The organism is Pseudomonas sp. NPDC087626, from assembly GCF_044743405.1.
Lineage (GTDB): Bacteria > Pseudomonadota > Gammaproteobacteria > Pseudomonadales > Pseudomonadaceae > Aquipseudomonas.
On sequence record NZ_JBIUWJ010000006.1, the window covers coordinates 160,589 to 183,889 of the forward strand.

The following is a 23,301-nucleotide window of genomic DNA, read 5'->3' on the forward strand; positions in this document are numbered from 1 at the left end:
GCGAGCCACAGATTCGGGCAATACATCACCAAGGACTTCCATGACTATTTCGTTTTCCCCCAAGCGCTGCCTGTTGGCCGCCTTGATCTGCCTGGGCACGGGCCAGGCGTTGGCCGCCGGGCCGAAGTTGACTCTCAGCCCCTGGGCCCCCGGTCTCACTGTGGATGCACTGGCGTTCTTGCCGGCCGACCTCGGCCCGCAGCGCCTGGCGGCCAGTGAGCGCGATGGCTTGCTGTTGCTCGACGAACAAGGTGCGCCGCTGGCCAACCTGGCTGGCACTTTCAGTGGCCTGGACCGCCGGGCTGCCGGCCAGCAGGTGCTGCTGGCCAGTCTCGACAACAGTCGGCAGCAGGCACTGCTGGTCAGCCTTGATCCGCGCCAGCGGCGTTTTGGCCAGCCGGTGTATCTGCCAACGCGGGACTTTGCGGTCAATGGCCTGTGCCTGTACCGCGACGACGCCAGCAACCTGTTCCTGTTCCTGGTGGGCGAGGAGGGCAAGGGTGAACAGTGGCTGGTGGGCCACGGTGCACAGTTGAACCCGCAACCGCAGCGGGTTCGAGGTTTGCCGCTGCCGCCTTCGGCGCAGTTCTGCCAGGTCGACGATGGTGCCAACCAGTTACTGGTCAACGAGGAAAACGTCGGCTGGTGGGCCTATCCGGCCCACCCTGAGGCCGAGGTGTTGCGGGTGCCGGTGGCCCTGCGCAAGCCCTTTGGCGATATCAGCCAGGAGGCCGGGGCCATGGCGCTGGTGCCGGGCGGCGTGGTCGGGCTCGACCCCAAGGCGGCCCAGCTGCACCTGTATCAGCAGCAGGACGCTGCCTGGAGCACCGTGGCAAAACTGCCGGTGAGTGAGTTGAAAGAACCGCAGAACCTCGCCCTGCGGACCACCGCCAACGGCCTGCAGCTGTTGCTGCGTGATGACGACGACGGGCGTCTGTACCAGGGCGAACTGGACTGGCAGGCCAAGCCTGTGCCCTTGGCACCGGTGCTGCCGAGCGTCGGCGCACTGGCCCAGAGTGACCCGGTCGGGCGCCAGGGCGATGCGGCGGACGATCCGGCGATCTGGATTCACCCGCAACAACCGGCCTTGAGCCGGGTCCTGGGCACCAACAAAAAGCAGGGCCTGTTGGCCTATGACCTGCAAGGCAAGCTGCTTCAGGAGTTGCCGGTGGGGCGTCTGAACAATGTCGACGTGCGGCCCAACTTCAAGCTCGGCCAGCAGACGGTCGACCTCGCAGTGGCGAGTAATCGCGATCACAACAGCCTCAGCCTGTTCAGCATCGACCGCAGCAGCGGTGAGTTGCGCGAGGCCGGCGAGATCGCCACGCCGCTCAAGGACATCTATGGCATCTGCCTGTTCCAGCCCGCCAGTGGCGAGCTGTATGCAATTGCCAACGGCAAGGATGGCACCTTCCTGCAATACCGCCTGAGTGCACCCAGTGGTGTGGTGCAGGGTGAGTTGGTGCGCCAGTTCAAGGTCGACAGCCAGCCCGAAGGCTGTGTGGCCGACGATCAACGCCAGCGCCTGTTCCTCGGCGAAGAGGACGTGGGGGTCTGGGCGGTGGATGCTCGTGCCGATCAGCCGGCGCAGTTGACCAGCGTGATCAAGGTCGGCCCGCAACTGCACGCCGATGTCGAGGGCCTGGCGCTGTATCAAAGCCCGGGCCATGACTACCTGGTGATCTCCAGCCAAGGCAACGACAGCTACCTGGTGCTGGACGCCGAGCCGCCCTTCGCCTCCCGCGGGGCCTTTCGGGTCGGCCTGAATGCGCCGGCCGGCATCGACGGTGCCGCAGAAACCGACGGCCTGGAGGTCACCGCGGTCAACCTCGGCGGGGCCTGGAGCAAGGGCATGCTGGTGGTGCAGGACGGGCGCAAGCGGATGCCCGAACAGACCCAGAACTTCAAGTTTGTGCCCTGGGCCGAGGTCACCCAGGCGCTGCAATTGCCCTGACCGCGGCTGTCATCAACCTGTCATCGGTTTTTCATCGAATAGCCTGGCGGCCGTTGCACGGCAACCGCCACCGGGCACCCACCAAGGAGCTTCACCATGCAGGCCACACTGGAACACATGACCGTCTGGGGGCTGATCAGCGACGCCAGTCTGTTGGTCAAAGCCGTCATGCTCACGTTGTTGCTGGCGTCCGTACTCAGCTGGTACCTGATCATTGCCCGCAGCCGTGTGCTGCGCCAGCGCGAGCGCCAGGCCAACGCGTTTATCCAGCGCTTTCGCAGTGCCCCGGACTTGCAGCCGTTGTACCGCGAGACCGCGCAGAGCAGCGATCCCGAGGCCGGCATCGAGCCGGTGTTTCATAGCGGCCTACAGGCCTTCAGCCAACTGCGCCAGCACCCCGGCAACAATCCCGAGGTGGTGCTCGAGGGCGTGGAGCGAGCCATGTTCGTGGCCCTCAGCGAGCAGGAGATCAAGCTGGAAAAGGGCCTGCAGTTTCTCGCCACGGTCGGTTCGGTCAGCCCTTACATCGGCCTGTTCGGCACCGTGTGGGGGATCATGAACTCCTTCCTCGGCCTGTCCCAGGTGCAGCAGGCAACCTTGTCCACGGTGGCGCCGGGCATCGCCGAAGCGCTGATTGCCACCGCTATCGGCCTGTTTGCGGCGATTCCCGCGGTGATCGCCTACAACCGTTTTTCTGCACGCAGCCAGACCCTGCTGACCCGTTACTACGCCTTCGGCAATGAGCTGCAAGTACGCCTGCATCGCACGTTGCACGGCGGCTCCATCAACCTGGCCGTAGCCGCCTGAGCAGGAGAGAGCCAATGTTAGTCAGGCCGCAACGCAAACACGGGCCCAAGGCCGAAATGAACGTCGTGCCCTATATCGACGTGATGCTGGTGCTGTTGGTGATCTTCATGGTCACCGCGCCGATGCTCACCCAGGGCGTGAAGATCGAGCTGCCCAAGGTCGCCAGCGAAGCCCTGGCCACTGACAGCCGCCAACAGATCCTCACGCTGTCGGTGCAGGCCGGGGGCGGTTATTCCTGGAACCTGGGGGGTGAACTCGACACCCAGCAGCAGACCGACAGCGCGCTGACCCTGGACGAGATGCGGGCCAAGGTCACGGACATCGTTGCGGCCAACAGCCAGACCCAGGTCTATATCCGCGCCGACAAGGACGCTGGCTACGGCACGGTGGTGGCGGCCATGGCGGCGTTGCAGCAGGGCGGGGTGAGCAACCTCGGACTGGTTACCGAGGCGCCGCAATGACCAGCATGAGCATGGCCCACCCAGCCCTGGTGTTGCCACGCGCCGATCAGTCGGGGTTCTGGCGCAATAGCCTGGCGGCGGGCCTGGCAGTGGCGCTGCATGTGCTGGTCCTGGCGTTGCTGGTGCACACTTGGTCGGTGGCGCCACCAGCGCCAGCGCCGGCTGCGGTGCTGCGGACCCAATTGGTGATGTTGTCCCCGGCGCCGCCAGCCCCGGCCCCCGCCGCTGAACCGCTGCCGACGGTGGTCGAGCCTGCACCGCCTGCGCCGGTAGTGGCCGCGCCGGTACCAGCGGCTCCGGCAGCGGTCAAACCGGCAGTCGACCCGCAGATCCAGGCCCGCAAATTGGAACAGGCGAGCCTCGCTCGCAAGCGGGTCGAAGAGCAGCGCACTCGCGAGGCCGAGCAACAACGCCAGCGCGTGGCCCAGGAGCAGCGCAGCCGCGAAGCCGAGCAGCAACGCCTGGCCCAGCAGCAGGCAGACCAGGCGCAGCGTGCCGACCAGGCGCGCCAGGCAGCCGAACGCACGCGCCAGCAGGCGGCGGCCGACAGTCGTCAGTACCTGCCGTTGAGCAAGGAGGCGCCGGATTATCCGCAGCGAGCCCTGGACAAGAACATCGAGGGCGACTGCTCGGTGGAATACACCGTCAACCCCCAGGGCAAAGTGGAAAACCCGCGGGTGCTCGACGGCTGCCATCCGTTGTTCATGCGTCCGTCACTGGCGGCGGCCAACACCTTTCGCTATCAGCCACGCATGGTGGACGGTCGCGCGGTGGCTGTACCAGCGGTGCGCAATACCTTTCATTACCGGATCAAGTGAGACGCGGGGCAGGGGACTGGCGCCAGGGCGGCGCCAGTCCCGCGCAGGTCACAGTGGCGGGGTGCGTGGCGGGACCTGGCGCTTGGAACCTGTGGACTCGAACGCCGAGGCAAACCGCAGCAGCGCCGAGTCGTCATAGGCCCGACCGGCAAAGGTCAGCCCGACGGGCATGCCGATGTCCTGCATGACGCCCATGGGCACGGTGACGGTCGGCACGCCCAGGTGGCGGATCGCGAGGTTGCCGTTGGCTACCCACACGCCGTTGCTCCAGGCGATATCCGCGGCCGCCGGATCGACATCGGCATTGGCAGGCGCCACGTCGGCGACGGTGGGGAACAGCACGGCGTCGAGCCCCAGGCGGTCCATCCACTCCTCGAGGTCGATGCGCCGGGTCTGCTCCAGGCCGCGCAGGCCGTCAGGCACCGTGCTGATCTGGTGCCAGGGGGTGATGCCGCGTTCGGCCATGCGCACGTATTCGTCCATGCCGGCGACCAGGTCACCTTCGCGGTTGGGCAGGGTGCCGGGGTCGTGGGGGAAAATCAGCGCACCGTCGACGTCCACCAGGCGCTGCAACTGCGGATCGCCGTTGGCCTGCAGGAAATCGTCGAAGGCCCAGGCTGTCAGGTCCCACAGTTCGTGATGGAGGAACTCCTTGGACACCAGGCCGCGGGTAAACACGGTCGGCGCGCCGGGACGATCGCCTTCGCAGTTGGAGACCAGCGGGAAGTCCACATCGAGGACTTCTGCACCAGCCGCTTCGAGGGCCTGGCGTGCCTCTTGCCAGAGACCGATCACCGACTCGCGGGTGTGGATGCGCTGCCCGGTCGGGCCACCGATTCCCGGCGCGGCGCTGGTGCCGGCATCCGGGTCGGCATTGATGAACATACGGGGCACGCCGAAGCGTTTGCCGGCGAGGGCTGTGGCGTTGGCGGCCAGTGCCGGGTAGGACGCCGGACGCACCGAGGCCACGCTGGGGATCGGCACCCAGGGTTGCAGGCGCCACAGGTCGCCACGGGTATCGGGGTCCTCGGCGACCACGATGTCGAGGACTTCCAGCAGGTCGGCCATGGTGCGGGCAAAGGGCACCACCACGTCCATGGTCGGGGTCAGCGGCCAGTTGCCGCGCACCGAGATCACCCCGCGCGATGGCGTGTAGGCACACAAGCCATTGTTCGACGCCGGCCCACGACCGCTCGACCAGGTTTCCTCGGCCAGGCCGAACGCGGCAAAACTGGCGGCGGTCGCGGTACCGGCACCGTTGGAGGAGCCGGAGGCGAAGGGCGCGGTGAGGTAGGCGGCGTTGTACGGGCTTTCGGCGCGGCCGTAGACCCCACGCTGCATGCCGCCGTTGGCCATGGGCGGCATGTTGGTCTTGCCCAGGCAGATTGCGCCGGCGCCGCGCAGCCGTTCGATGGTGAACGCATCGCGGTAGGCGATCAAATTGGCGAAGGCCGGGCTGCCGGAGGCGGCGGTGAGGCCCTTGACCAGGTAGCTGTCCTTGGCGGTGTAGGGGATGCCATCCAGCGGTCCGAGTGTCTGGCCCTTGGCGCGCCGCTCATCGCTGGCCCGGGCTTCCCGCAGCGCGTCCGGGTTGGCCACCACCACGGCATTCAGCGCGGTGGGGGTGTCGGCGCCATCGTAGGCGGCGATTCGCGCAAGATAGGCCTGGACCAGCTCAACCGAAGTTGTCCGGCCGGATTCGAGCGCAGCCCGCAGCTGCGCAATGGATACCTCGGTGACCTCAAACTGCTGTTTCATATCGGCTCTCGTTGCACTGTATTACCCGCCAGGGTCCGGGCTTGCGCCCTGAGCGGGCTATTTAACACCAAGGCGCGGCTAAAAGAAGCAGGCCAAGGTTTTTTCGCGGCTTGTCACGCCAAGGGAAGGCCGCCTTCACCACCTGTGCAATCCGCCAATTGCGATCGCGCCCTGGATTGGCTTAATATACGAAACGTATACATTTCATATTGAGTGACGCCATGGGTATCGTAAAAATTTCCGAAGGCATGCATGAGAACCTGCGTGTCGCCAGTGATGCGCTCAGTCGCTCGATCAACGCCCAGGCCGAGCACTGGATGCGTATCGGCATGTTGAGTGAGTTGCATCCCAACCTCGACCACAGCGATATCTGCCGTTTGCTGATTCGTGCCGAACAGGCCGGTGGCCTCGACTTGAACCAACTGTGCGCACCGGCGGACCAGGCCTTGAGCCCGGCAGTGCGGGCGGTCGGGGGGACCTCGCGATGAGTGCGAAAGTCCCGCTCAATACCCCGGCGCAGATCGCCCAGTCGCGTACGGCCGGGATGCTCGCCGCCGAAGTGCTGGCGATGATCACCCCGCACGTCAAGGCGGGGGTCACCACCGACCAACTGGATAAAATCTGCCACGACTACATCGTCAACGTGCAGCAAGCCATTCCCGGCAACGTCGGTTATCACGGCTTCCCGAAAACCGTATGCACCTCGGTCAACCAGGTGGTCTGCCATGGCATTCCCTCGGGCAAGGCCTTGCAGGACGGCGACATCCTCAACATCGACATCGCGGTGGTCAAGGACGGCTGGTACGGCGACACCAGCCGCATGTACTTCGTCGGCGAACCCAGCGCGGACGCCCGGCGCCTGGTCGAGACCACCTATGAAGCCATGTGTGCGGGGATCCGCACCGTGCGCCCGGGCTCGACCCTGGGTGACATCGGTCATGCGATCCAGACCGTGGCCCACCGCGAGGGCTACAGCGTGGTGCGCGAGTACTGCGGCCACGGTATCGGCAAGGTCTATCACGACGAGCCGCAGGTGCTGCACTACGGCCATCCCGGCCAGGGCCTGATCCTCAAGCCGGGGATGATCTTCACCATTGAGCCGATGCTCAACGCCGGCAAACCCCACACCCGCACCCTGGGCGATCGCTGGACGGTGGTGACCAAGGATCACTCACTTTCGGCACAGTGGGAGCACATGGTGGCGGTGACCGCCGATGGCTTCGAGGTGCTGAGCCCCTGGCCGGACACCCCGGCCGGGTTTGCCCCGATTGTTTGATCGCGGGGCCTGGCGCTCAGAAAAGCCCGTGCGTGGCTGGCGGGCTTGGCTAGACTTCAGGATCGAGCCCTGACCTGATCCGAGTTGCCCATGACCCTTGAACTGCTGCGCGCCGATGCTTCCCGTGTGGATCAAGTTGCCGACCTGTTCGATGCCTACCGAGGTTTCTACGGCCAGCCAGCGAACCTGCCTCAATCGCGGCAGTTCCTCGCCGAGCGCCTGGCCCGCGACGAGTCGGTGATCTTCTATGTGCAGGATGCGTCCGGCCAGGCGCTGGGTTTCGTGCAGTTGTACCCCAGTTTTTCCTCGATCGATGCCCATCGCACCTGGCTGCTCAGCGACCTGTTCACCGCCTCCCAGGCCCGCGGGCGCGGAGTAGGGAGCTTGTTGATGAACGCCGCCCGGGAGTTCGCCGTGGCCACCGGGGCCAAGGGTTTGGTCCTGGAAACTGCCACGGACAACCACACTGCGCAGCGCCTCTACGAATCGCTGGGCTACGTCCGCGACCCGGACTACTACACCTATTGCCTGGACCTGAAATAACCCGGCACCGGGCCCATCCGGCACTGCGCTACTCGCTCAAGGCCTCCATGGTGGTAACCAAAATCCGGATGCATACCTTCGCTCAGCCTGCCGATGGGGCAGGTGGATCAAGAGCTGCAGGCGAGCTAACGCTCGGCCTGTTGAGTGGCAAGGGCGGGCGAGGCGGCCTACCGACCTGCTTTTCCCTGGTGTATGAATCTCCCTTGTGGGAGCGGGCTTGCCCGCGATGGGGCCATCCCGGATTACCGCAATCTATGGGCACGCCGTAAATCCTGTGGGAGCGAGCCTGCTCGCGATGGTCGTCAACGATGCCGCACACTGCCTGATGCACCGCGTCGTCCTTGCGATCATCGCTGGCAAGCCAGCTCCCACAGGTCCCTGCATATACCGGACACTGTGGAGCGGGCGCCCGCTTGCGGCCTGCTCGCGATGGGGCCATCCCGGATTGCTGCAATCTATGGGCACGCCGTAAATCCTGTGGGAGCGGGTGCCCGCTTGCGGCTTGCTCGCGATGGTCGTCAACGATGACGCGCACTGCCTGATGCACCGCGCCGTCCTTGCGATTATCGCTGGCAAGCCAGCTCCCACAGGTCCCTGCATATACCGGACACTGTGGAGCGGGCGCCCGCTTGCGGCTTGCTCGCGATGGTCGTCAACGATGCCGCACACTGCCTGGATGAACGAAGTGACCAAAAAATGCGTGCTGCCTTAGCCTCAGAACGCTTGGACCAGGATTATGGCACCGCTATACCCATTCCCTAGTCACCTCGCTTCCCTCCACCAGGCCAGCTAGAAGCGATTTGGCGTAGACTGCGGCGAGCACATTCTCTTGCCTGTCCGAGATGGATCCTCCATGCACAACCCGGTTTCGCCGCGCCCCCTCTGGAAAACCTACCTGTTGTTCCTCGCCCCGATGGTGCTGTCGAATTTCCTGCAGTCGATGTCGGGCACGGTCAACAGTATTTACATCGGTCAAATGCTCGGTACCCAGGCGCTGGCGGCGGTGTCCGGGATGTTCCCCATCGTGTTTTTCTTCATTGCCCTGGTGATCGGCCTGGGCGCCGGCGCCGGGGTGTTGATTGGGCAGGCCTGGGGCGCGCGGGAGCCGGCGATGGTCAAGGCCATCGCCGGCACCACGCTGCTGCTGGGAGCGCTGATCGGCCTGGTCGCGGCGCTGCTCGGCAGTGTGTTCGCCCGGCAGGCATTGCAGGGCTTGGGCACCCCGGCGGACGTGCTGGAGGATGCGGTCGCCTACGCCCGGGTGATGATGTGGACCATGCCGCTGCTGTTGGTGTTTGTGCTGTTCACCCAGTTGTTGCGCGGGGTCAGCGATACGCTGTCGCCGCTGTTGGCGCTGGTGGTGTCGACCTGCATTGGCCTGTTGCTGACGCCGGCGTTGATTCGCGGCTGGTTCGGCTTGCCCGAGATGGGGATTCAGAGTGCGGCGTGGGCCGGGCTGGCGGGTAACCTGGCGGCGATGCTGTGGTTGGTCTGGCACTTGAACCGCAAGGCTCATGTGCTGGCCCCGGATCGTGCGTTGCTGGCCGCGATGCGCCTGGACCGGGTGATCCTGGCCAAGGTGCTGCGGATCGGCTTGCCCACGGGGCTGCAGATGGTGGTGATTTCGCTGTCCGAACTGGTGATCCTGGCGCTGGTCAACCAGCACGGCTCCCAGGCCACGGCGGCGTACGGTGCGGTCACGCAGATCGTCAACTACGTGCAGTTTCCCGCGCTGTCGATCGCCATCACCGCCTCGATCCTCGGGGCCCAGGCCATTGGTGCCGGACGCGTCGAGCGCATTGGCGCGATCCTGCGCACGGGCCTGTTGATCAACGTCTGGTTGACTGGCGGCCTGGTGCTGCTGGGCTACCTGTTGTCGCACTGGCTGCTGGGGTTGTTCATCACGGAACCGGCGACCCAGGCGCAGGCCCAGCATCTGTTGCACATCATGCTCTGGAGCATGTTGGTGTTCGGCTTCCAGTCGGTGATCGGTGGGATCATGCGGGCCAGCGGTACGGTGCTGGTGCCGGTGGCGATCTCGCTGTTTTGCATCCTCGGTGTCGAGTTGCCGGTGGCCTACCTGCTCAATGCACGTTTCGGTCTGCCCGGGGTGTGGATGGCCTTTCCAGTCGCCTACCTGAGCATGCTGGCACTGCAGACTGCCTACTACCGGCTGGTGTGGCGCCATCAGAAGATCGAACGCCTGGTGTAGGGCAAGCGCCCGTGCCGTCGCTACGGCCCGGGCGGCTGTCGTTTGCGCTTACTTCGGCGCCGCGGTGGTGCGCAGATACGGCAGGTGGATGTCCAGGCTGCCGTACTTGTCCCGGGCCTGCTCATCGTTGAGCGCCAGGGCGACGATTACATCCTGTCCCGCCTGCCAATTGGCCGGCGTCGCCAGCGGTACGTTGTAGGTCAACTGCAAGGCATCCAGGGCGCGCAGCACCTCGGCAAAGTTACGCCCGACGGACATCGGGTAGGTCATCGACAACTTGAGTTTCTTGTCCGGGCCGATGATGAATACCGAACGCACCGTGGCGGTGTCGGCGGCCGTCCGGCCATCGGGCAGGTAGGCTTCGGCGGGCAGCATGTCGAACGCCTTGGAGACAGCCAGGCCCTCGTCGGCAATGATCGGGAAGTCGGCCCTGGCGCGGCAGAAGCCTTCGATGTCGGTCTTCCACTGGGTGTGCGAGTCGGCACTGTCCACGGACACGCCGATCACCTGGGTACCACGCTTGGCCCATTCGGCGGCCAGTTGCGCCACCGCGCCGAATTCGGTGGTGCATACCGGGGTGAAATCCTTGGGATGAGAAAACAGGATCGCCCAGCCCGAGCCGATCCAGTCATGGAACTGGATCGGGCCCTGGTCCGTGTCGGCGCTGAAGTCGGGGACGAGGTCGTTGATGCGCAATGCCATGGGAGTCTCCTTGAGTCGTGGGATGAGGTACAGGCCTGACTCAGCCTAGTCGGGATTTGCCACCTGGCCCGGCAGCCGCAAACCGTTCGTCATCTCGCCCGCACCCCGGCGCATGGCCGCCTTCCAACGAGTACGGCCCAGGCTTTCTGGACCTCAATCGGTGAGGTGACTATGTCTACTGACTCGAGTTTCCAGGACGAACCCCTGGACGATGATCCTTCCACTGCCGATCCGGCACCGGAGGATGATCCACGCCTATCCGATCCGCTGGCGCGTCCGGATGTGGTACCCCGCAAACGGCCTGAGGACTGGAACGAACCCAGCGAGGGCGATGGCATTCCCAGTGACAAGGATATGCCGCTGCCCAATGACTGATTACCCCTTGAACCAAACGCCTGGCGGGGCCTGGTGCCCCCTCAGGCGTCTTGAATGAGGTGCACGATGATGTCCATGTTTACCCCGAATGAACCCAGCCCCAGTGATCCACCGGATCCGGCCCGGCAACACGATCCGGTGACTGACCCTAACGTCAATGGCGATCCCGATCGCCAGGACCAGGGCACTGATGTCGAGCGTCCGATGGACCCGGATGCGCCCGGCGCCAACCCCCAGGTACCACCACCTGACGAGCCGACGCCGTTGTCGGATGACCGGCGTTAAGGCGCGTGGTTTATGGCGTGCCGAACAGGCTGGTCCAGTAGATGCCGGCGTCACTTTTCGGGTCCACCGCATAGGCCGCGCCCAGCTCGCTGAATTGCGGGTTCATCAGGTTGGCGCAGTGCCCGGGGCTGGACAGCCAGCCGTCGAGCACTTTGCGCGGGGTGTCCTGGCCGGCGGCGATGTTCTCGCCCACCAGTTGGCCGCTGTAGCCGGCCAGTTCCGCGCGGTCGCCGGGAGTGCGGCCGTCGCGGTCCTTGTGATCGAAGAAATTATTGTTGGCCATCGACCGGCTGTGATCCTGGGCGGCAGTGGCGAGCGTGGCGTTCCAGGCCAGGGGCGTGGTGGCGCTGAAGGCCTGGGTGCCGCACTGGCGCGGTTGGGCGCGGGCGCTGTTGATCAACTCCAGGAGCTTCTGGCCTTCGGTTTGCCAATCCCCCAGGCGTCCACTCAATAGCGGCCGCGCCAGGACGATGCGCCATGCCGGGCCAGCGCGGCTGACCCCGATATCGACGAACTGCGGGTCGAGCACCACCTGGCAAAAACTTTCCTGCACCGCTTTCATCGCCGCCTGGGCATTGAGTGGGCCCTTGAGGGTGATCGCCTGCACGTTGACCATCGGGTACGCCGCGCGGGCCATGGCCTGTTGCAGGTCGCCGAGATTGCTGTCGGGGGACAGTACCAGTCGCGGGTCGGCCGCCAGCGCAGGCAGTTCGCCGGCGGCCTGGCCCGCGCAGCGCTGGATCTGGCTGCGATAGGTGTTGATCGACTCCACCAGTTGGCTTTCCTCGGTGGCCGCCGCGCTGTTGGCAAAGCCGATTGCCAGCGACAACGTGGCAAGACGCAAAATGGATGACAGGACGCGCATGGAAGTCTCCCTTGAACTGACTGGGCACATGATGCGCGATCTTGCCCCGGGTCGCGCAATGGGTTTTTACTTCGCAGCTACGCTTAAGCCTGTCAATCGGCCGCAGTGTCGACTGTTTGGGCCCGTCGCCAATCAATCAGCAGGGTGCGCTCATGCGTTGCATCTGGATGGTCAGTGGTTTGCTATTTGCGCTCCTGGGTAGCCAGGCAGTCGCGGCACAAACGGCGCAAAAACCGGCCGCGGTGGTCGAGGACAAGGCCGAGGTCCTCGAGCAGAAAGTCGTCGACAAGGCCGGGACGGCTCCGGTGCCCAAGACCCAGGCCATCACCCCCAGCGAGGTGCAGGTGGTCGATCCGGTAGGCAAGGCGCCGCTGGATGATGCCATCACCTGCCTGTCGCGGACGATCTACTGGGAGGCTAAAGGTATCTCCACGGCCGACATGGAAGCGGTGGCCAGCGTGGTGATGAACCGCCTGGGCCATGAAGGTTTTCCCGACACCGTGTGTGGCGTGGTCAAGCAGGGCGTCGAGACCCGCGCCTGCCAGTTTTCCTGGTGGTGCGATGGGCGCTCGGATCAGGTCCGGGAGGAGGGCGAGTACACCGAGGCCAAGGAGATCGCGCGCAAGGCCCTCAACCAGCAACTCAAGGACCGCACCCTGGGCGCCTTGTATTTCCATGATCGCAATGTGAAACCCGACTGGTCGCGCACGTACATCAAGACCGCGGAGACCGGTAAGTTTCTGTTCTACAAGCCGCGTAATGGCACGGCGCAGTAAGGGGCCAATTTAAACGGTTTTTGCCGATGGCCGCTGCAGACGGTAATCAAGCGGTTTTGCGGGTTCGTTGAGCGCCGCACCTGAGGTAGAATGCCGCGGCACGGAGGCTCGCGGCCTCGGGGATCATGGGCATCCGGCGTCTTCAGGCGTTGGGTGTGAGTGCCGCGAAGCGGTTGACGGGCGTATTTGAGCAAGCGGGTCTACTCTGTTTAATCACTGCGCTTGAAGTTGTATCCGAAATTAGTGTCACCCATGTAGCTGAAGCCAATGACTTACAAGAAAGTCAGCGCGGGAGGGGCCTAAACGTGAAGTCGACAGTGTTTGTCGGCCTTATATGTTCACCCACCGATCTTCCTGAGTGCGGGGTTCGTCGGCATGCGCCAGTGCATGTTGCCAGCCAGGGCGCCTCATGATCGTGAACGGGGTGAATGGCGTTCTATCCTAGGTATTACCGAATGTTAAAAAAAATGAACAAGGGGCTACTTGGCCTGGCCATGTCGATGGCCCTGATGCCTGTGCATGCAGCTGAAACCAAAAAAGTCGATGTGCTGCTGATCGGTGGCGGCATCATGAGTTCCACCCTGGGTGTCTGGCTCAACGAACTCGAGCCTGGCCTGTCGATGGAGATGGTCGAGCGTCTCGACGGCGTCGCCCTGGAAAGCTCCAACGGCTGGAACAACGCCGGTACCGGCCACTCCGCCCTGGCTGAGCTGAACTACACGCCGGAAGACAAGAACGGCAAGGTCGAAATCCCCAAGGCCATTGAAATCAATGAAGCCTTCCAGATTTCCCGTCAGTTCTGGGCCTGGCAGGTCAAGAACGGCGTCCTGAAAGATCCTCGTTCGTTCATCAACTCCACGCCACACATGAGCTTTGTGTGGGGCGACGACAACATCAAGTTCCTCAAGAAGCGCTACGAAGCCCTGCAGGCTAGCCCGCTGTTCGCTGGCATGCAGTACTCCGAAGACCCGGCCCAGATCAAGCAATGGGTCCCGCTGATGATGGAAGGCCGTGATCCGAACCAGAAGATCGCCGCCACCTGGTCGCCCCTGGGCACCGACGTCAACTTCGGCGAGATCACCCGCCAGTTCGCCGGTTATCTGCAGACCAAGCCGAACTTCTCGCTGAAAGTGTCGAGCGAAGTCGAAGACATCGCGCGCAACGAGGACGGCACCTGGCGTGTGTCCTACAAGAACCTGAAAGACGGTAGCGAAACCCAGACCGACGCCAAGTTCGTGTTCATCGGCGCTGGCGGCGGTGCCCTGCACCTGCTGCAGAAGTCCGGTATCCCGGAAGCCAAGGAATATGCCGGTTTCCCGGTGGGTGGTTCGTTCCTGGTCACCGAGAACCCGACCATTGCCCAGCAACACCTGGCCAAGGCCTACGGCAAGGCGTCGGTTGGCGCACCGCCGATGTCGGTTCCGCACCTGGATACCCGCGTGCTGGATGGCAAGCGCGTGATCCTGTTTGGCCCATTCGCGACCTTCTCCACCAAGTTCCTCAAGGAAGGCTCGTACTTCGACCTGCTGACCAGCACCACCACCCACAACTTCTGGCCAATGACCAAGGTGGGCATCGAGCAGTACCCACTGGTTGAATACCTGGCCGGTCAGTTGATGCTGTCGGACGCCGACCGCATGAACGCCCTGAAGGAATACTTCCCGAACGCCAAGGCTGAAGACTGGCGTCTGTGGCAGGCCGGTCAGCGCGTGCAGATCATCAAGCGTGACGAAGAGAAGGGCGGCGTGCTGAAGTTGGGCACCGAGATCGTGGCTTCGCAAGACGGCAGCATCGCCGGTTTGCTGGGCGCATCGCCAGGCGCTTCGACCGCAGCACCGATCATGCTCAGCGTGCTGGAGAAGGTCTTCAAGGACAAGGTAGCGACCCCGGCCTGGCAGGAAAAACTGCACCAGATCGTGCCGAGCTACGGTACCAAGCTCAACGATGATCCAGCCCGTGTAGCCCAGGAATGGGCTTACACCAGCGAGGTCCTGCAACTGGATCCGCCGCCGGCGATCAACCCGGCCCTGGCGCCGGCTGCAACCCCGGCCGCCCCGGCCAAGCCTGTGCCGAGCAACCCAGCGGCCGACATGGCGCTGTAAGACCTTGGGCGCCCTTCAACCCGTTTGAGGGGCGCGCAGGTTTTCAAACGATGTGAAAAAGCCCAGCTTAGTGCTGGGCTTTTTTGCGTTTGGCCTACGCCGACTGGCGGAACAACCAGTCCACGATCACCTGGCGTGCCGGGTGCCGGGCACTCGATGGCTGCAGCCACAAGCTATAGGCACCGGCGGTTTTCAGGGCCGGGCCGAAGGGGATGATCAGGTCACCGCGGTCTATCAGCTCCTGCGCCAGGGTCTGGTCGGTCATGGCAATGCCCAGGCCGCGTGTGGCTGCATCAAGGGCCAGTTCGTCGAGGTTGAAGGTGATGTGCTTGCAGTCCCTGGCCGGCGCCTGTTGTTGCGCGTGCAGCCAGCGGGTCCATTCCAGCTGGCCGGTGGAGCCGTGGATCAGCGGGTAGTTGCCCAGTTCGGCGAGGTTGGCCGGCGGTGCTTTGCCGGCGACCGAGCCAGGGGCGCAGACCGGCACCAGCAACTCTTCGAACAACAGGTGGTGCGCCTGGTCATCCGGCACGCTTGGCAGGTAGAGGATGCACGCATCGCAATCTCCCGTGGGGTCGACGCGCTCAGTGGCGACAGTCTCGATCGCCAGCGTCAGGTCGGGATGGCGCGCATAGAAATCGGTCAACCGTGGCAGCAACCAGCGCACCGCCAGCGACACATGGATGCGGATACGAAAGGCCGCGTCCCTGGGGGCCAGGCGACTCTCCAGGGCTTGCAACTCATCGATTACCCGTTGGGCACTGGCCAGCACTTCCTTGCCTTCGGCGGTCAGCGTCACGCTACGGCTGCTGCGCACCAATAACGTCGCCCCGTAATGGCTTTCCAGTTGCTGGACCTTGCGGCTGACCGCGCTCTGGGTCAGGCACAGGCGCTCTGCGGCCTGGGTGAAGTTGCTGGCAGCGGCTACTTCGACAAAGGCTTGCAGCGCTTGCAATGAGGGCGCGCGGAATATTCTATCCATGCGAAATATGAATGCTTGAATGCATTAATAGCGTTGGATTAGCCATCAATATCCCCATAAATTCTGGATAAGGCGATCGAGTGAACAGCGTCAAAGCATGCTAATTGCTCATGACAAAAGCCATCAACAGATTTGTGCGGTGTGAGGTGGGTAAATGACTGAAAACATATGTGGCTGGATCGCGCAGACGCCGCCGTCGGTAGCGCAACCGCCATTGCACGGTGCGCAAAAGGCCGATTGGCTGATCATCGGTGGCGGGTTCACCGGGCTCTCGGCTGCCCACACGTTGGCGCACATGCACCCCCATGCACGTATCGTGCTCGTCGATCGCCAGCGTGCGGCGCAGGGTGCCAGCGCGCGAAACTCGGGTTTTGTGGTGGCCCATGAAAACCCCTCGGGTGCCGACCTGCTCGGTCGCTCGGGCAACGCCTATTACCAGGCCAGCACCGAGATCAGCCGTGCCGCCAGTGCAGAAGTGCGTCAGCGCATCAGCAGCCTGAGCATCGATTGCGATTGGCGTGAACAGGGTTATTTTTTTGCCGTGCACGATCCCGCCAAGCTTGAAGACGCCGAGTTGCGGGTCCAGACCCTGCGCAACAGTGGGGCCGATGCGCAGCTGTTAATGGGCAAGGCCCTGAGCCAACAACTGGGCACCGACTTCTATCAGGCAGGGATCTGGTGTCGCGGCGGCAACGCGTTGTTGCAGCCGGCGAAGTACGCCAAGGGTTTGCGCGATGCCTTGCCAGAGTCGGTGACCCTGTATGAGTCCACCGAGATCAGCGGTCTTGCCCGGCAGGCCAACGGCAACCTGCGCGCCACATCGGCCCTGGGCAGTGTCGAGGCGCCGCAGGTGCTGGTCTGCGTCGGGCCCTTCCTGCCTCGGGTCGGGGTCCGCGAGCGGGCGGTGTTCCCCCTTGAGCTGAGCGCCAGCCTGACGCATCCGCTGAGCGATGACGAATTCGCCCAAATGGGCAGTCCCCAGCCCTGGGGTGTGCTGTCGACCCGGCCGGCCGGTGCGACCGTGCGCCTGACGCCGGATCGGCGGCTGTTGATTCGCAACACTGTGGAACTGCGTCGGCGCGATCTCGATGGCGCCGCGCTGGGAGTACGGCGCAACACCCACTTGGGGGGCCTGCAACGGCGTTTCCCGTGGATCACCGAGGAACATTTGCAACACAGCTGGACCGGGCACTTGAGCGCCACCCGCTCCGGTGAGCCGCGTTTTGCCCGCCTGGAACGGGGCCTTCATACGGTGGCCGGATGCAACGGTTCCGGAGTGGCGCGCGGCACCTTGTGGGGGCGTTTGCTGGCCGAGATGGCCTCGGACAGCCAGTCGCCGTTGCTGGAAAAAGTCCTCAGCCAGGCCGAGCCCGGCTGGCTGCCGCCGGCACCGTTTTTCGCCGTTGGCGCCTCGGTGCGCCTGCGTTACGAAGCCTGCCGTGCCCAATCAGAGTCTTGATCCACCCCAACCGCCAACGTGGTTTTCTAGCCGGGAACAATAATAATGAACACTTTTAGACACTGCCTGCTTGCCCTTTGCGTCGCCTCCAGCGGGGCGGCCATGGCGGCTGAAACTGTGCGGATCTCCAACTGGAGCAGCTACATCGCCAGCGACACCCTGAGCAACTTCACCCAGCAGACTGGGGTCCAGACCACCTATGACCTGATCGACAGCAACGAGATGCTCGAGGCCAAGCTGATCACCGGCAGCAGCGGTTACGACGTGGTCAGCCCGTCGAACCACTTCCTGGCGCAGTTGATCAAGTCGGGTGCCCTGCAGAAACTCGACAAGGAGCAGTTGCCGAACTGGAAGAACCTCGACCCGCAACTGCTGAAGATGATCGAGGTCAATGACCCTGGCAACGCGTACGGCTTCCCCTACATGTGGGTGACCGTGGGCATCGGCTACAACGTGCAGAAGATCAAGGAAATCTTCGGTAGCACCGAGGTCACCCAGAGCTGGAGCCTGCTGCTCGAGCCGCAGAATATCGAAAAGCTCAAGCAGTGCGGCGTGGCCTTCCTCGATAACTCGACGCAGATGTTGCCCATCACCCTCAATTATCTGGGGCTCAAGCACGACAGCCAGGATCCGGCCGACTACCTCAAGGCCGAAGCCGCCTTGCTCAAGGTCAAGCCCTACGTGCAGTACTTCCATCAATCGAAGTACGTCAGCGACCTGGCCAACGGCAACATCTGCGTGGCCATCGGCTTCAGCGGCGACATTGCCCAGGCCACTTCGATCGCCCGTGATGCGAAAAACGGCGTCGAACTGGGGTACTCGATTCCCAGGGAAGGCTCGACCCTGGCCGTCGACATGGTGGTCATGCCGCGCAACGCCCCCAACCAGGCGAACGGCTATGCCTATATGAACTACCTGATGGAGCCCAAGGTGATCGCCGACATCAGCAATGCGATCCACTACCCGAACGGCAACAGCGCGTCGACGCCGTTTCTCGACCCGGCGCTGCGTAACGATCCGGCGGTCTATCCGTCGCCCGAGGTCATGAGTACCCTGTTTGCGCTCAAGGCGATGCCACCCAAGGTCATGCGCCAGGCCACCCGCCTGTGGACCAAAGTCACCAGCGGCCGCTGAGTGGGCGCCGGTCACGTATGATGGGCGCTTTAGCCGCCCGTCATTCAAGGAACCCCCATGGCACTGAGTAAACGCGAACAGGCGCACATCGAGCGCCGCCTGATCGCTACCCTGACCGAGGCTTGCGAAACGGCCAAGGCCGAGATTGTCGGCTTCTGCTGGTTGACCCACGAGGTCGATTATCAACGGTTCCCCGCCAGCCTGCGGGTGACCTGGGTGTTCCAGGACCAAGCCCAATTGGATCGGGCACTGGCCAGCAGTGAGGGCGAGCGCATGCTCGAGCTGACGGCAGTGGCCTTGCGGGAGGCCGAGGTGGCGTTCCAGCAGATCGCGACTCACGTGCAGTTCGCCTGCGAAGCGCTGCGGGGTTGAACCATGGCCAAGGACATCGAGAACCCGTGCATTGCCGTCTGCCAGTTGAGCGGCGAGTTGTGTGTCAGCTGCGGCCGGACCAAGGACGACATCCGCCAATGGAAACGCATGAAGCGCCCGGAAAAGATGGCGGCGGTGCAACGGGCAACGCTGCGTTTGAAGAAACTAAAAAAATCCAGCTGAACTGACTACCCGCTCTTTTTGGTGGGAGAGAGTCGGGCGGCGCTCCGTCTGCCCGCGATGGTCGTCAACGATGACGCGTACAGTCTGACATCCAGCAGCGCCCTCAGGCTTTTCGCGGGCAAGCCCGCTCCCACAGGTTCAGTGGGTGCATGCAGGATTTGCAAGCACCGCAAATAACGGTGGGAGCGGGCTTGCCCGCGATGGTCGTCAACGATGACGCGTGCAGTCTGACACCCAGCGGCGCCCTCAGGCTTTTCGCGAGCAGGCTCGCTCCTACAGGTTCTGTGGGTGCATGCGGGATCTGCACACTGCAAAGTACTGTGGGAGCGGGCTTGCCCGCGATGGTCGTCAACGATGACGCGTACAATCTGATGCCCAGCGGCGCCCTCCGGCTTTTCGCGAGCAGGCCGCAAGCGGGCGCTCGCTCCCACCAAGGTTGGCGCAATTTCTACGGGGGGGCTTGGGTTATGCGCTGTTCGCTGCTGGATTGCGGCGGGCGGCAGCTTCGCGGACGGCGGGGATGATCCAGCGGCCGTAGTCGACGGTGTCGTAGAGCGGGTCGTAGCCGCGGTTGAGGAAGGTGGTGACGCCCAGGTCGACGTAGTCGAGCAGGGCCTGGGCCACGGTTTCCGGGGTGCCGACCAGGGCGGTGGTGTCGCCATAGGCGCCGACGGCGGTGGCGGTGGGCATCCACAGGGCGCGGTCGTGGCGGTCGCCCAGGGCGGCGGCGGCCAGCAGGCGTTCGGAGCCGGTGCCCTTGAGGCGCTTTTGCCAGGGGCTGCCGGCGGCGAATTGCGGGTTGGCCTTGATCTGCGCCAGGATCTGCTCGGCCCGTTGCCAGGCCAGCGCTTCGGTGGCGCCGAGAATCAGGCGCACCGACAGGCTCACCCGCGGCGCCGTCACACCTGCCAACCGGGCCGCGGCCTTCAATTTGGCAATCTGCTCGGCCACGCCACTCAGCGGCTCACCCCACAAGGCGTACAAGTCCGCATGCTTGACCGCGATCTGGTAGGCGATATCGGAAGAGCCGCCAAAGGAAATCGGAATGTGTGGCTGTTGCAGCGGTTTGACCGGCGAGAACGCACCCTGGATGTTGAAGTACTCGCCAACGAAGTCGAAGGGCTCTTGCGAGGTCCAGGTGCGCCGCACAATCTCCAGGTACTCATCGGTGCGCCGGTAGCGCGCGGTCTTGTCCAGCAGGGTGTCGCCTTCCTGGGGCTCGGCGGTGATGCCGGTGATCGCGTGCAGGCGGATGCGCCCGCCACCGGTGGTGTGGTCGAGGGTGGCAAACGCGCGCGCCGCCACCGTGGGGGCGCTCAGGGCGGGGCGGTGGGCGATCATGAACCCCAGGCGCTCAGTGTGGGCGGCAGCGTAGGCGGCGATCTGCAGGCTGTCGGCGCTGCCGGGTCCGCTGGCGATCAGTACCCGGTCAAACCCCGCGTGTTCGTGGGCACGGGCGTGATGGCGGATGAATTCCAGGTCGAAATCGGCACTGCGCACACCGCGGGTCTCGGACCACTGGCGGGGGAAAATCATGCCGACAAATTCAATGGACATAGGGTTACTCCAAGGTGAGGTCAGAACTGGTAGTCGACCTGGGCCAGCAGGGTGCGGCCAGGCATCGGTTGCAGGAAGGTGTTGGTGGAGCCGGCCAGGCCACTGACAAAATTCAGCTCGTCGGTGAGGTTGAGCACCCGTAGCGTGGTGCTCCATTGCGGCTGGCGGTAATACACCGCGAGGTCGAGGTTGTATTCGTCGGGGATCTTTACGGTCTTGCTCAGGTTCAGGTACCAACTGCTGGTCCACCAGCCGGACAGTTCGGCGCCGAAGCCGGAATCGAAGCGGTAGTCGAGATAGCCGCTGGCGGTGTACTCGGGAATCTGCACCGCATCGAAACGCCCGGACGGCCGCTGGTTGAGGCTGTTGTTGTCGCCGAATACGGTGCCGTTGTCGGCCACGAAACCGGCCGAGGCGAAGCCGGTCTGGGTGGTGAACTCGTTGTAGGCGGTGAGCTTGGTCAGGTTCAAGGCGCTGCGCAGGTGATCGTCCGGCTGGTAGCGCAGGGTCGACTCGACGCCCTTGATCACCAGTCGCGCGATGTTGTTGTTGCTGTCGGGGGACTGGTCACGTTCCTGCTTGAAGGCCGCCAGGGTCACGAACAGTTGGTCGGGCACAGCCTCGACTTTCAGCCCCACTTCATGCAGCACGCTGAGGCTTTCGAACGCCAGCGGATTGAGCTGGTTGGCCCCGGTGCCACTGCCCCAGCCCAGGCCGTTGGAGAAGAACCCGGTGTTGACTGCCAGCGAGCGGTCGAAGGTGTAGTACAGGGTGCTGTTTTCAGTGGGCTTGACGTAGGGGCTGACCTGGAACGAGAACAGCCGGTAGTTGTCGCTGTCCTTGCGCGAGTTGCCGCCGGCGAGGACGAAGGGGTTGTCGATCTCGGCGTCGATCCAGCTACGGCTGGCACCGATGTTCAAGCCCACACGGTCGCCCAAGCGCAGGTTGTGCTGGCTGAACAGGGTCTGGGTGGTCCAGGTGCTTTCGGCGGTGTAGGGCGCCACCGATTCTGCGTACAGGCCATGCCCGGCCGGGTACATCGGCGGCAGGTTGAGCCAGCCGTAGTAGTTGGAGAACTGCGCTACCCCCGGCTGGCCGATCCACGCTGCGTTGCCGCCGGCGGGGTTGCGGTTGTCCAGGCCGAGCAGGTCGCCGGGGTTTTTCCCGGAGGGGTCCTGGGTCAGGTCGAAGGCGTTGATGGTCGAGCCGAAGCTGTTGTTGGCGGCGATCGACTGGTTGAACTCGCGGCGGTAGATCAGCCCGCTGTTGCTCTCGTCGCTGAGGGTCCAGCCACCGAGGCTGAGCTCGTTGCGCGAGCGTAACTCGAAGCGGTTGTCGAACAGGTTGTCCTTGGATTGCACCTGGAACGCGCCGACGGCATCGGTATTGTCCCGCGAGCGCTGATAGAAGCTGCTGTTGGCCAGGGTCACGGTCGGCGACAGGTCGGCCTCGACATGCAACTGGGTGGTGAAGCGTCGCGAGCTGCTTTGGTCTTCGTCGCGTTGTCCGGTCTGCGACGACAGCGACTGGCGGCCGTTGCCCGCCAGGTTCGGGTCATAGACCCAGCCGCGCAGGCTGCCGGGGTTGGCCTGGGTGTTGGGCGAGGCAGCCTGGAAGCTGCCGTCGACCACGTTGTACTGCCCTTGGGCGTTACGCTGGCGCTTGACCCAGCCGAGGGTCGGCGCATCGGCCGCGCCGGACGCCAGCACCGGCGACCACAAATTGCTGCCGTTCTGGATGATCGGCGTCGCCCGGCCGGCAGAGTACTTGCCGTGGTCCACCAGGGCCTGGTTGGCGCGGTTCCAGCCGTGGGTGATGTTGTAGTCGTAGTAGTCGTCGTAGCTGGCGTTCCAGTCCACCCGCACGTTGTCGTTGCGCCAGGCGAGGGCGCCATAGAAGGCGTCGAAATTGTTGTCGACGTTGTCGTAGAAATCTTCCTGGCGCTGTTTGGTGATACTCAGCCGGTAGGCCAGGTTGTCGGCGAGGGGGCCGGTGTTGTCGACGCTGAACTTGCTTGAGTCGCGGGACTCGCCGTCCGGCACCCAACTGCCCAGTTCACCACTGAGGCGGGTCTTGAATTCGTTGAAGTTGGGTTTTTTGCTCAGGTAGTTGACGTAGCCCCCGCTGCCGGACACCGAGCCGTAGGTCACCGAGGAGGGCCCGGCAACGATGTCGGCACCTTCGTAGGCGTTGAAGTTGGCTGGGTGGCGCACGCCGTAGGCGCGCTGGCCGTCCTGGAATACCTCGGAGCCCTGGGCTCGGAACTGCGGGGCGATCCCGGCGTTCTGCCCGCCACCGCGGGTGATGCCCGGGGCGTACTTGACCAGGTCGTCGGCGCTGCGGATCGGGTCGTTGGCCAGTTGCTCGGGGTTGATCTGGGTGACCGAGCGCGGGGTGTCGATGATTTTGGTTTCGGTGCCACCGTACACCGAGGTCGACGGCCGGGTGGGCAGGGCATCGTCCTCGGGGTCACTGGCGCTGGCCTGCACGGTGACGGTTTGCAACTGGGTGTCGGCGGCGAAGGCGGGCAGGGCCAATGCGGACACCACCGCCACGGCCAGTGCGGAGGGTTTCAAGGGCAAACGAAAGGCGATAGAGGGCATAGGGCATGGGCCTCGAAAGGTAATCGGGAATAGGGAAAAACCTGGGGTGACTGAACTACCGCCATCGCCAGCAGGCTGGC

At 64.1% G+C, this 23,301-nt stretch carries 22 protein-coding genes; 16 read left to right on the forward strand and 6 right to left on the reverse strand.

What is annotated here, in order from left to right:
- Window positions 1-40: 40 nt before the first annotated feature.
- From ACIOVD_RS07615 to ACIOVD_RS07630, 4 genes are all read left to right on the forward strand, one after another.
- The gene (locus ACIOVD_RS07615) at window positions 41-1,954 is read left to right on the forward strand and encodes a phytase (RefSeq protein WP_401126963.1); all 1,914 of its coding nucleotides are present in this window, start codon (window positions 41-43) and stop codon (window positions 1,952-1,954) included.
- A gap of 96 nt (window positions 1,955-2,050) precedes the next feature.
- Entirely contained in the window at window positions 2,051-2,761 is a 711-nt protein-coding gene (gene tolQ / locus ACIOVD_RS07620; RefSeq protein WP_095169899.1) for a protein TolQ, read from the forward strand.
- A 14-nt stretch (window positions 2,762-2,775) separates the two neighbouring features.
- The gene (tolR, locus tag ACIOVD_RS07625) at window positions 2,776-3,222 is read left to right on the forward strand and encodes a protein TolR (RefSeq protein WP_095169900.1); all 447 of its coding nucleotides are present in this window, start codon (window positions 2,776-2,778) and stop codon (window positions 3,220-3,222) included.
- A complete protein-coding gene (locus ACIOVD_RS07630; RefSeq protein ID WP_401126965.1) occupies window positions 3,219-4,040 on the forward strand; it encodes an energy transducer TonB in 822 nt (273 codons plus the stop codon). The genes tolR and ACIOVD_RS07630 overlap by 4 nt, the downstream gene beginning before the upstream one ends.
- A gap of 48 nt (window positions 4,041-4,088) precedes the next feature.
- Here ACIOVD_RS07630 and ACIOVD_RS07635 read toward each other — a convergent pair whose 3' ends face one another.
- Complete coding sequence (locus tag ACIOVD_RS07635; RefSeq protein WP_401126967.1) at window positions 4,089-5,798, reverse strand: amidase; 1,710 nt, start codon at window positions 5,796-5,798, stop codon at window positions 4,089-4,091.
- A 221-nt stretch (window positions 5,799-6,019) separates the two neighbouring features.
- Between ACIOVD_RS07635 and ACIOVD_RS07640 the strand changes: the two genes are divergently transcribed.
- The 4 genes from ACIOVD_RS07640 to ACIOVD_RS07655 all read left to right on the forward strand — a co-directional run bounded on the left by ACIOVD_RS07640 (window position 6,020) and on the right by ACIOVD_RS07655 (window position 9,829).
- The gene (locus tag ACIOVD_RS07640) at window positions 6,020-6,286 is read left to right on the forward strand and encodes a ParD-like family protein (RefSeq protein WP_095169903.1); all 267 of its coding nucleotides are present in this window, start codon (window positions 6,020-6,022) and stop codon (window positions 6,284-6,286) included.
- Complete coding sequence (gene map, locus ACIOVD_RS07645) at window positions 6,283-7,074, forward strand: type I methionyl aminopeptidase (protein WP_159996525.1); 792 nt, start codon at window positions 6,283-6,285, stop codon at window positions 7,072-7,074. Before ACIOVD_RS07640 ends, map begins: the two co-directional genes overlap by 4 nt.
- A gap of 90 nt (window positions 7,075-7,164) precedes the next feature.
- On the forward strand, window positions 7,165-7,617 hold the full coding sequence (locus tag ACIOVD_RS07650) for a GNAT family N-acetyltransferase (protein WP_401126969.1): 453 nt from the start codon (window positions 7,165-7,167) through the stop codon (window positions 7,615-7,617).
- Between the two features lie 853 nt (window positions 7,618-8,470).
- Window positions 8,471-9,829, forward strand: a complete 1,359-nt coding sequence (locus tag ACIOVD_RS07655) for an MATE family efflux transporter (RefSeq protein ID WP_320332446.1) — start codon at window positions 8,471-8,473, stop codon at window positions 9,827-9,829.
- Window positions 9,830-9,877: 48 nt separating this feature from the next.
- Here the strand turns inward: ACIOVD_RS07655 and ACIOVD_RS07660 are convergent, their stop codons facing one another.
- Complete coding sequence (locus ACIOVD_RS07660; RefSeq protein WP_095169907.1) at window positions 9,878-10,531, reverse strand: peroxiredoxin; 654 nt, start codon at window positions 10,529-10,531, stop codon at window positions 9,878-9,880.
- A 171-nt stretch (window positions 10,532-10,702) separates the two neighbouring features.
- Between ACIOVD_RS07660 and ACIOVD_RS07665 the strand changes: the two genes are divergently transcribed.
- The gene (locus tag ACIOVD_RS07665) at window positions 10,703-10,906 is read left to right on the forward strand and encodes a hypothetical protein (RefSeq protein ID WP_095169908.1); all 204 of its coding nucleotides are present in this window, start codon (window positions 10,703-10,705) and stop codon (window positions 10,904-10,906) included.
- Window positions 10,907-10,981: 75 nt separating this feature from the next.
- Entirely contained in the window at window positions 10,982-11,191 is a 210-nt protein-coding gene (locus tag ACIOVD_RS07670; protein WP_401126971.1) for a hypothetical protein, read from the forward strand.
- Between the two features lie 10 nt (window positions 11,192-11,201).
- Here the strand turns inward: ACIOVD_RS07670 and ACIOVD_RS07675 are convergent, their stop codons facing one another.
- Window positions 11,202-12,056: a CAP domain-containing protein gene (locus ACIOVD_RS07675; RefSeq protein WP_401126973.1), complete on the reverse strand. Its 855-nt coding sequence runs from the start codon at window positions 12,054-12,056 to the stop codon at window positions 11,202-11,204.
- A 152-nt stretch (window positions 12,057-12,208) separates the two neighbouring features.
- Here ACIOVD_RS07675 and ACIOVD_RS07680 point away from each other — a divergent pair, with 152 nt between their 5' ends.
- Both ACIOVD_RS07680 and mqo read left to right on the forward strand, forming a co-directional pair.
- Window positions 12,209-12,832: a cell wall hydrolase gene (locus tag ACIOVD_RS07680; protein ID WP_159996515.1), complete on the forward strand. Its 624-nt coding sequence runs from the start codon at window positions 12,209-12,211 to the stop codon at window positions 12,830-12,832.
- Between the two features lie 455 nt (window positions 12,833-13,287).
- Window positions 13,288-14,934 carry a malate dehydrogenase (quinone) gene (gene mqo / locus ACIOVD_RS07685; protein WP_095169912.1) on the forward strand — a complete coding sequence of 549 codons (1,647 nt, stop codon included), beginning with the start codon at window positions 13,288-13,290 and terminating at the stop codon, window positions 14,932-14,934.
- A 94-nt stretch (window positions 14,935-15,028) separates the two neighbouring features.
- Here mqo and ACIOVD_RS07690 read toward each other — a convergent pair whose 3' ends face one another.
- A complete protein-coding gene (locus ACIOVD_RS07690; RefSeq protein WP_401126976.1) occupies window positions 15,029-15,913 on the reverse strand; it encodes a LysR substrate-binding domain-containing protein in 885 nt (294 codons plus the stop codon).
- A 154-nt stretch (window positions 15,914-16,067) separates the two neighbouring features.
- On the opposite strand from ACIOVD_RS07690, the gene ACIOVD_RS07695 reads away from it, so the two are divergent.
- The 4 genes from ACIOVD_RS07695 to ACIOVD_RS07710 are packed head-to-tail and all read left to right on the forward strand — an operon-like array spanning window position 16,068 to window position 19,061.
- Window positions 16,068-17,372, forward strand: a complete 1,305-nt coding sequence (locus ACIOVD_RS07695) for an NAD(P)/FAD-dependent oxidoreductase (protein WP_401126978.1) — start codon at window positions 16,068-16,070, stop codon at window positions 17,370-17,372.
- A gap of 45 nt (window positions 17,373-17,417) precedes the next feature.
- Entirely contained in the window at window positions 17,418-18,506 is a 1,089-nt protein-coding gene (locus tag ACIOVD_RS07700) for a polyamine ABC transporter substrate-binding protein (protein ID WP_095169915.1), read from the forward strand.
- 57 nt (window positions 18,507-18,563) lie between these two features.
- On the forward strand, window positions 18,564-18,878 hold the full coding sequence (locus tag ACIOVD_RS07705; RefSeq protein WP_401126980.1) for a hypothetical protein: 315 nt from the start codon (window positions 18,564-18,566) through the stop codon (window positions 18,876-18,878).
- A gap of 3 nt (window positions 18,879-18,881) precedes the next feature.
- Window positions 18,882-19,061 (forward strand): DUF1289 domain-containing protein, encoded by a 180-nt coding sequence (locus ACIOVD_RS07710; protein ID WP_095169917.1) that lies wholly within the window; start codon window positions 18,882-18,884, stop codon window positions 19,059-19,061.
- A gap of 465 nt (window positions 19,062-19,526) precedes the next feature.
- Here the strand turns inward: ACIOVD_RS07710 and ACIOVD_RS07715 are convergent, their stop codons facing one another.
- The gene (locus tag ACIOVD_RS07715) at window positions 19,527-20,618 is read right to left on the reverse strand and encodes an LLM class flavin-dependent oxidoreductase (RefSeq protein ID WP_401126982.1); all 1,092 of its coding nucleotides are present in this window, start codon (window positions 20,616-20,618) and stop codon (window positions 19,527-19,529) included.
- Window positions 20,619-20,638: 20 nt separating this feature from the next.
- Window positions 20,639-23,221: a TonB-dependent receptor gene (locus tag ACIOVD_RS07720; protein WP_401126984.1), complete on the reverse strand. Its 2,583-nt coding sequence runs from the start codon at window positions 23,219-23,221 to the stop codon at window positions 20,639-20,641.
- Window positions 23,222-23,301 lie beyond the last annotated feature (80 nt).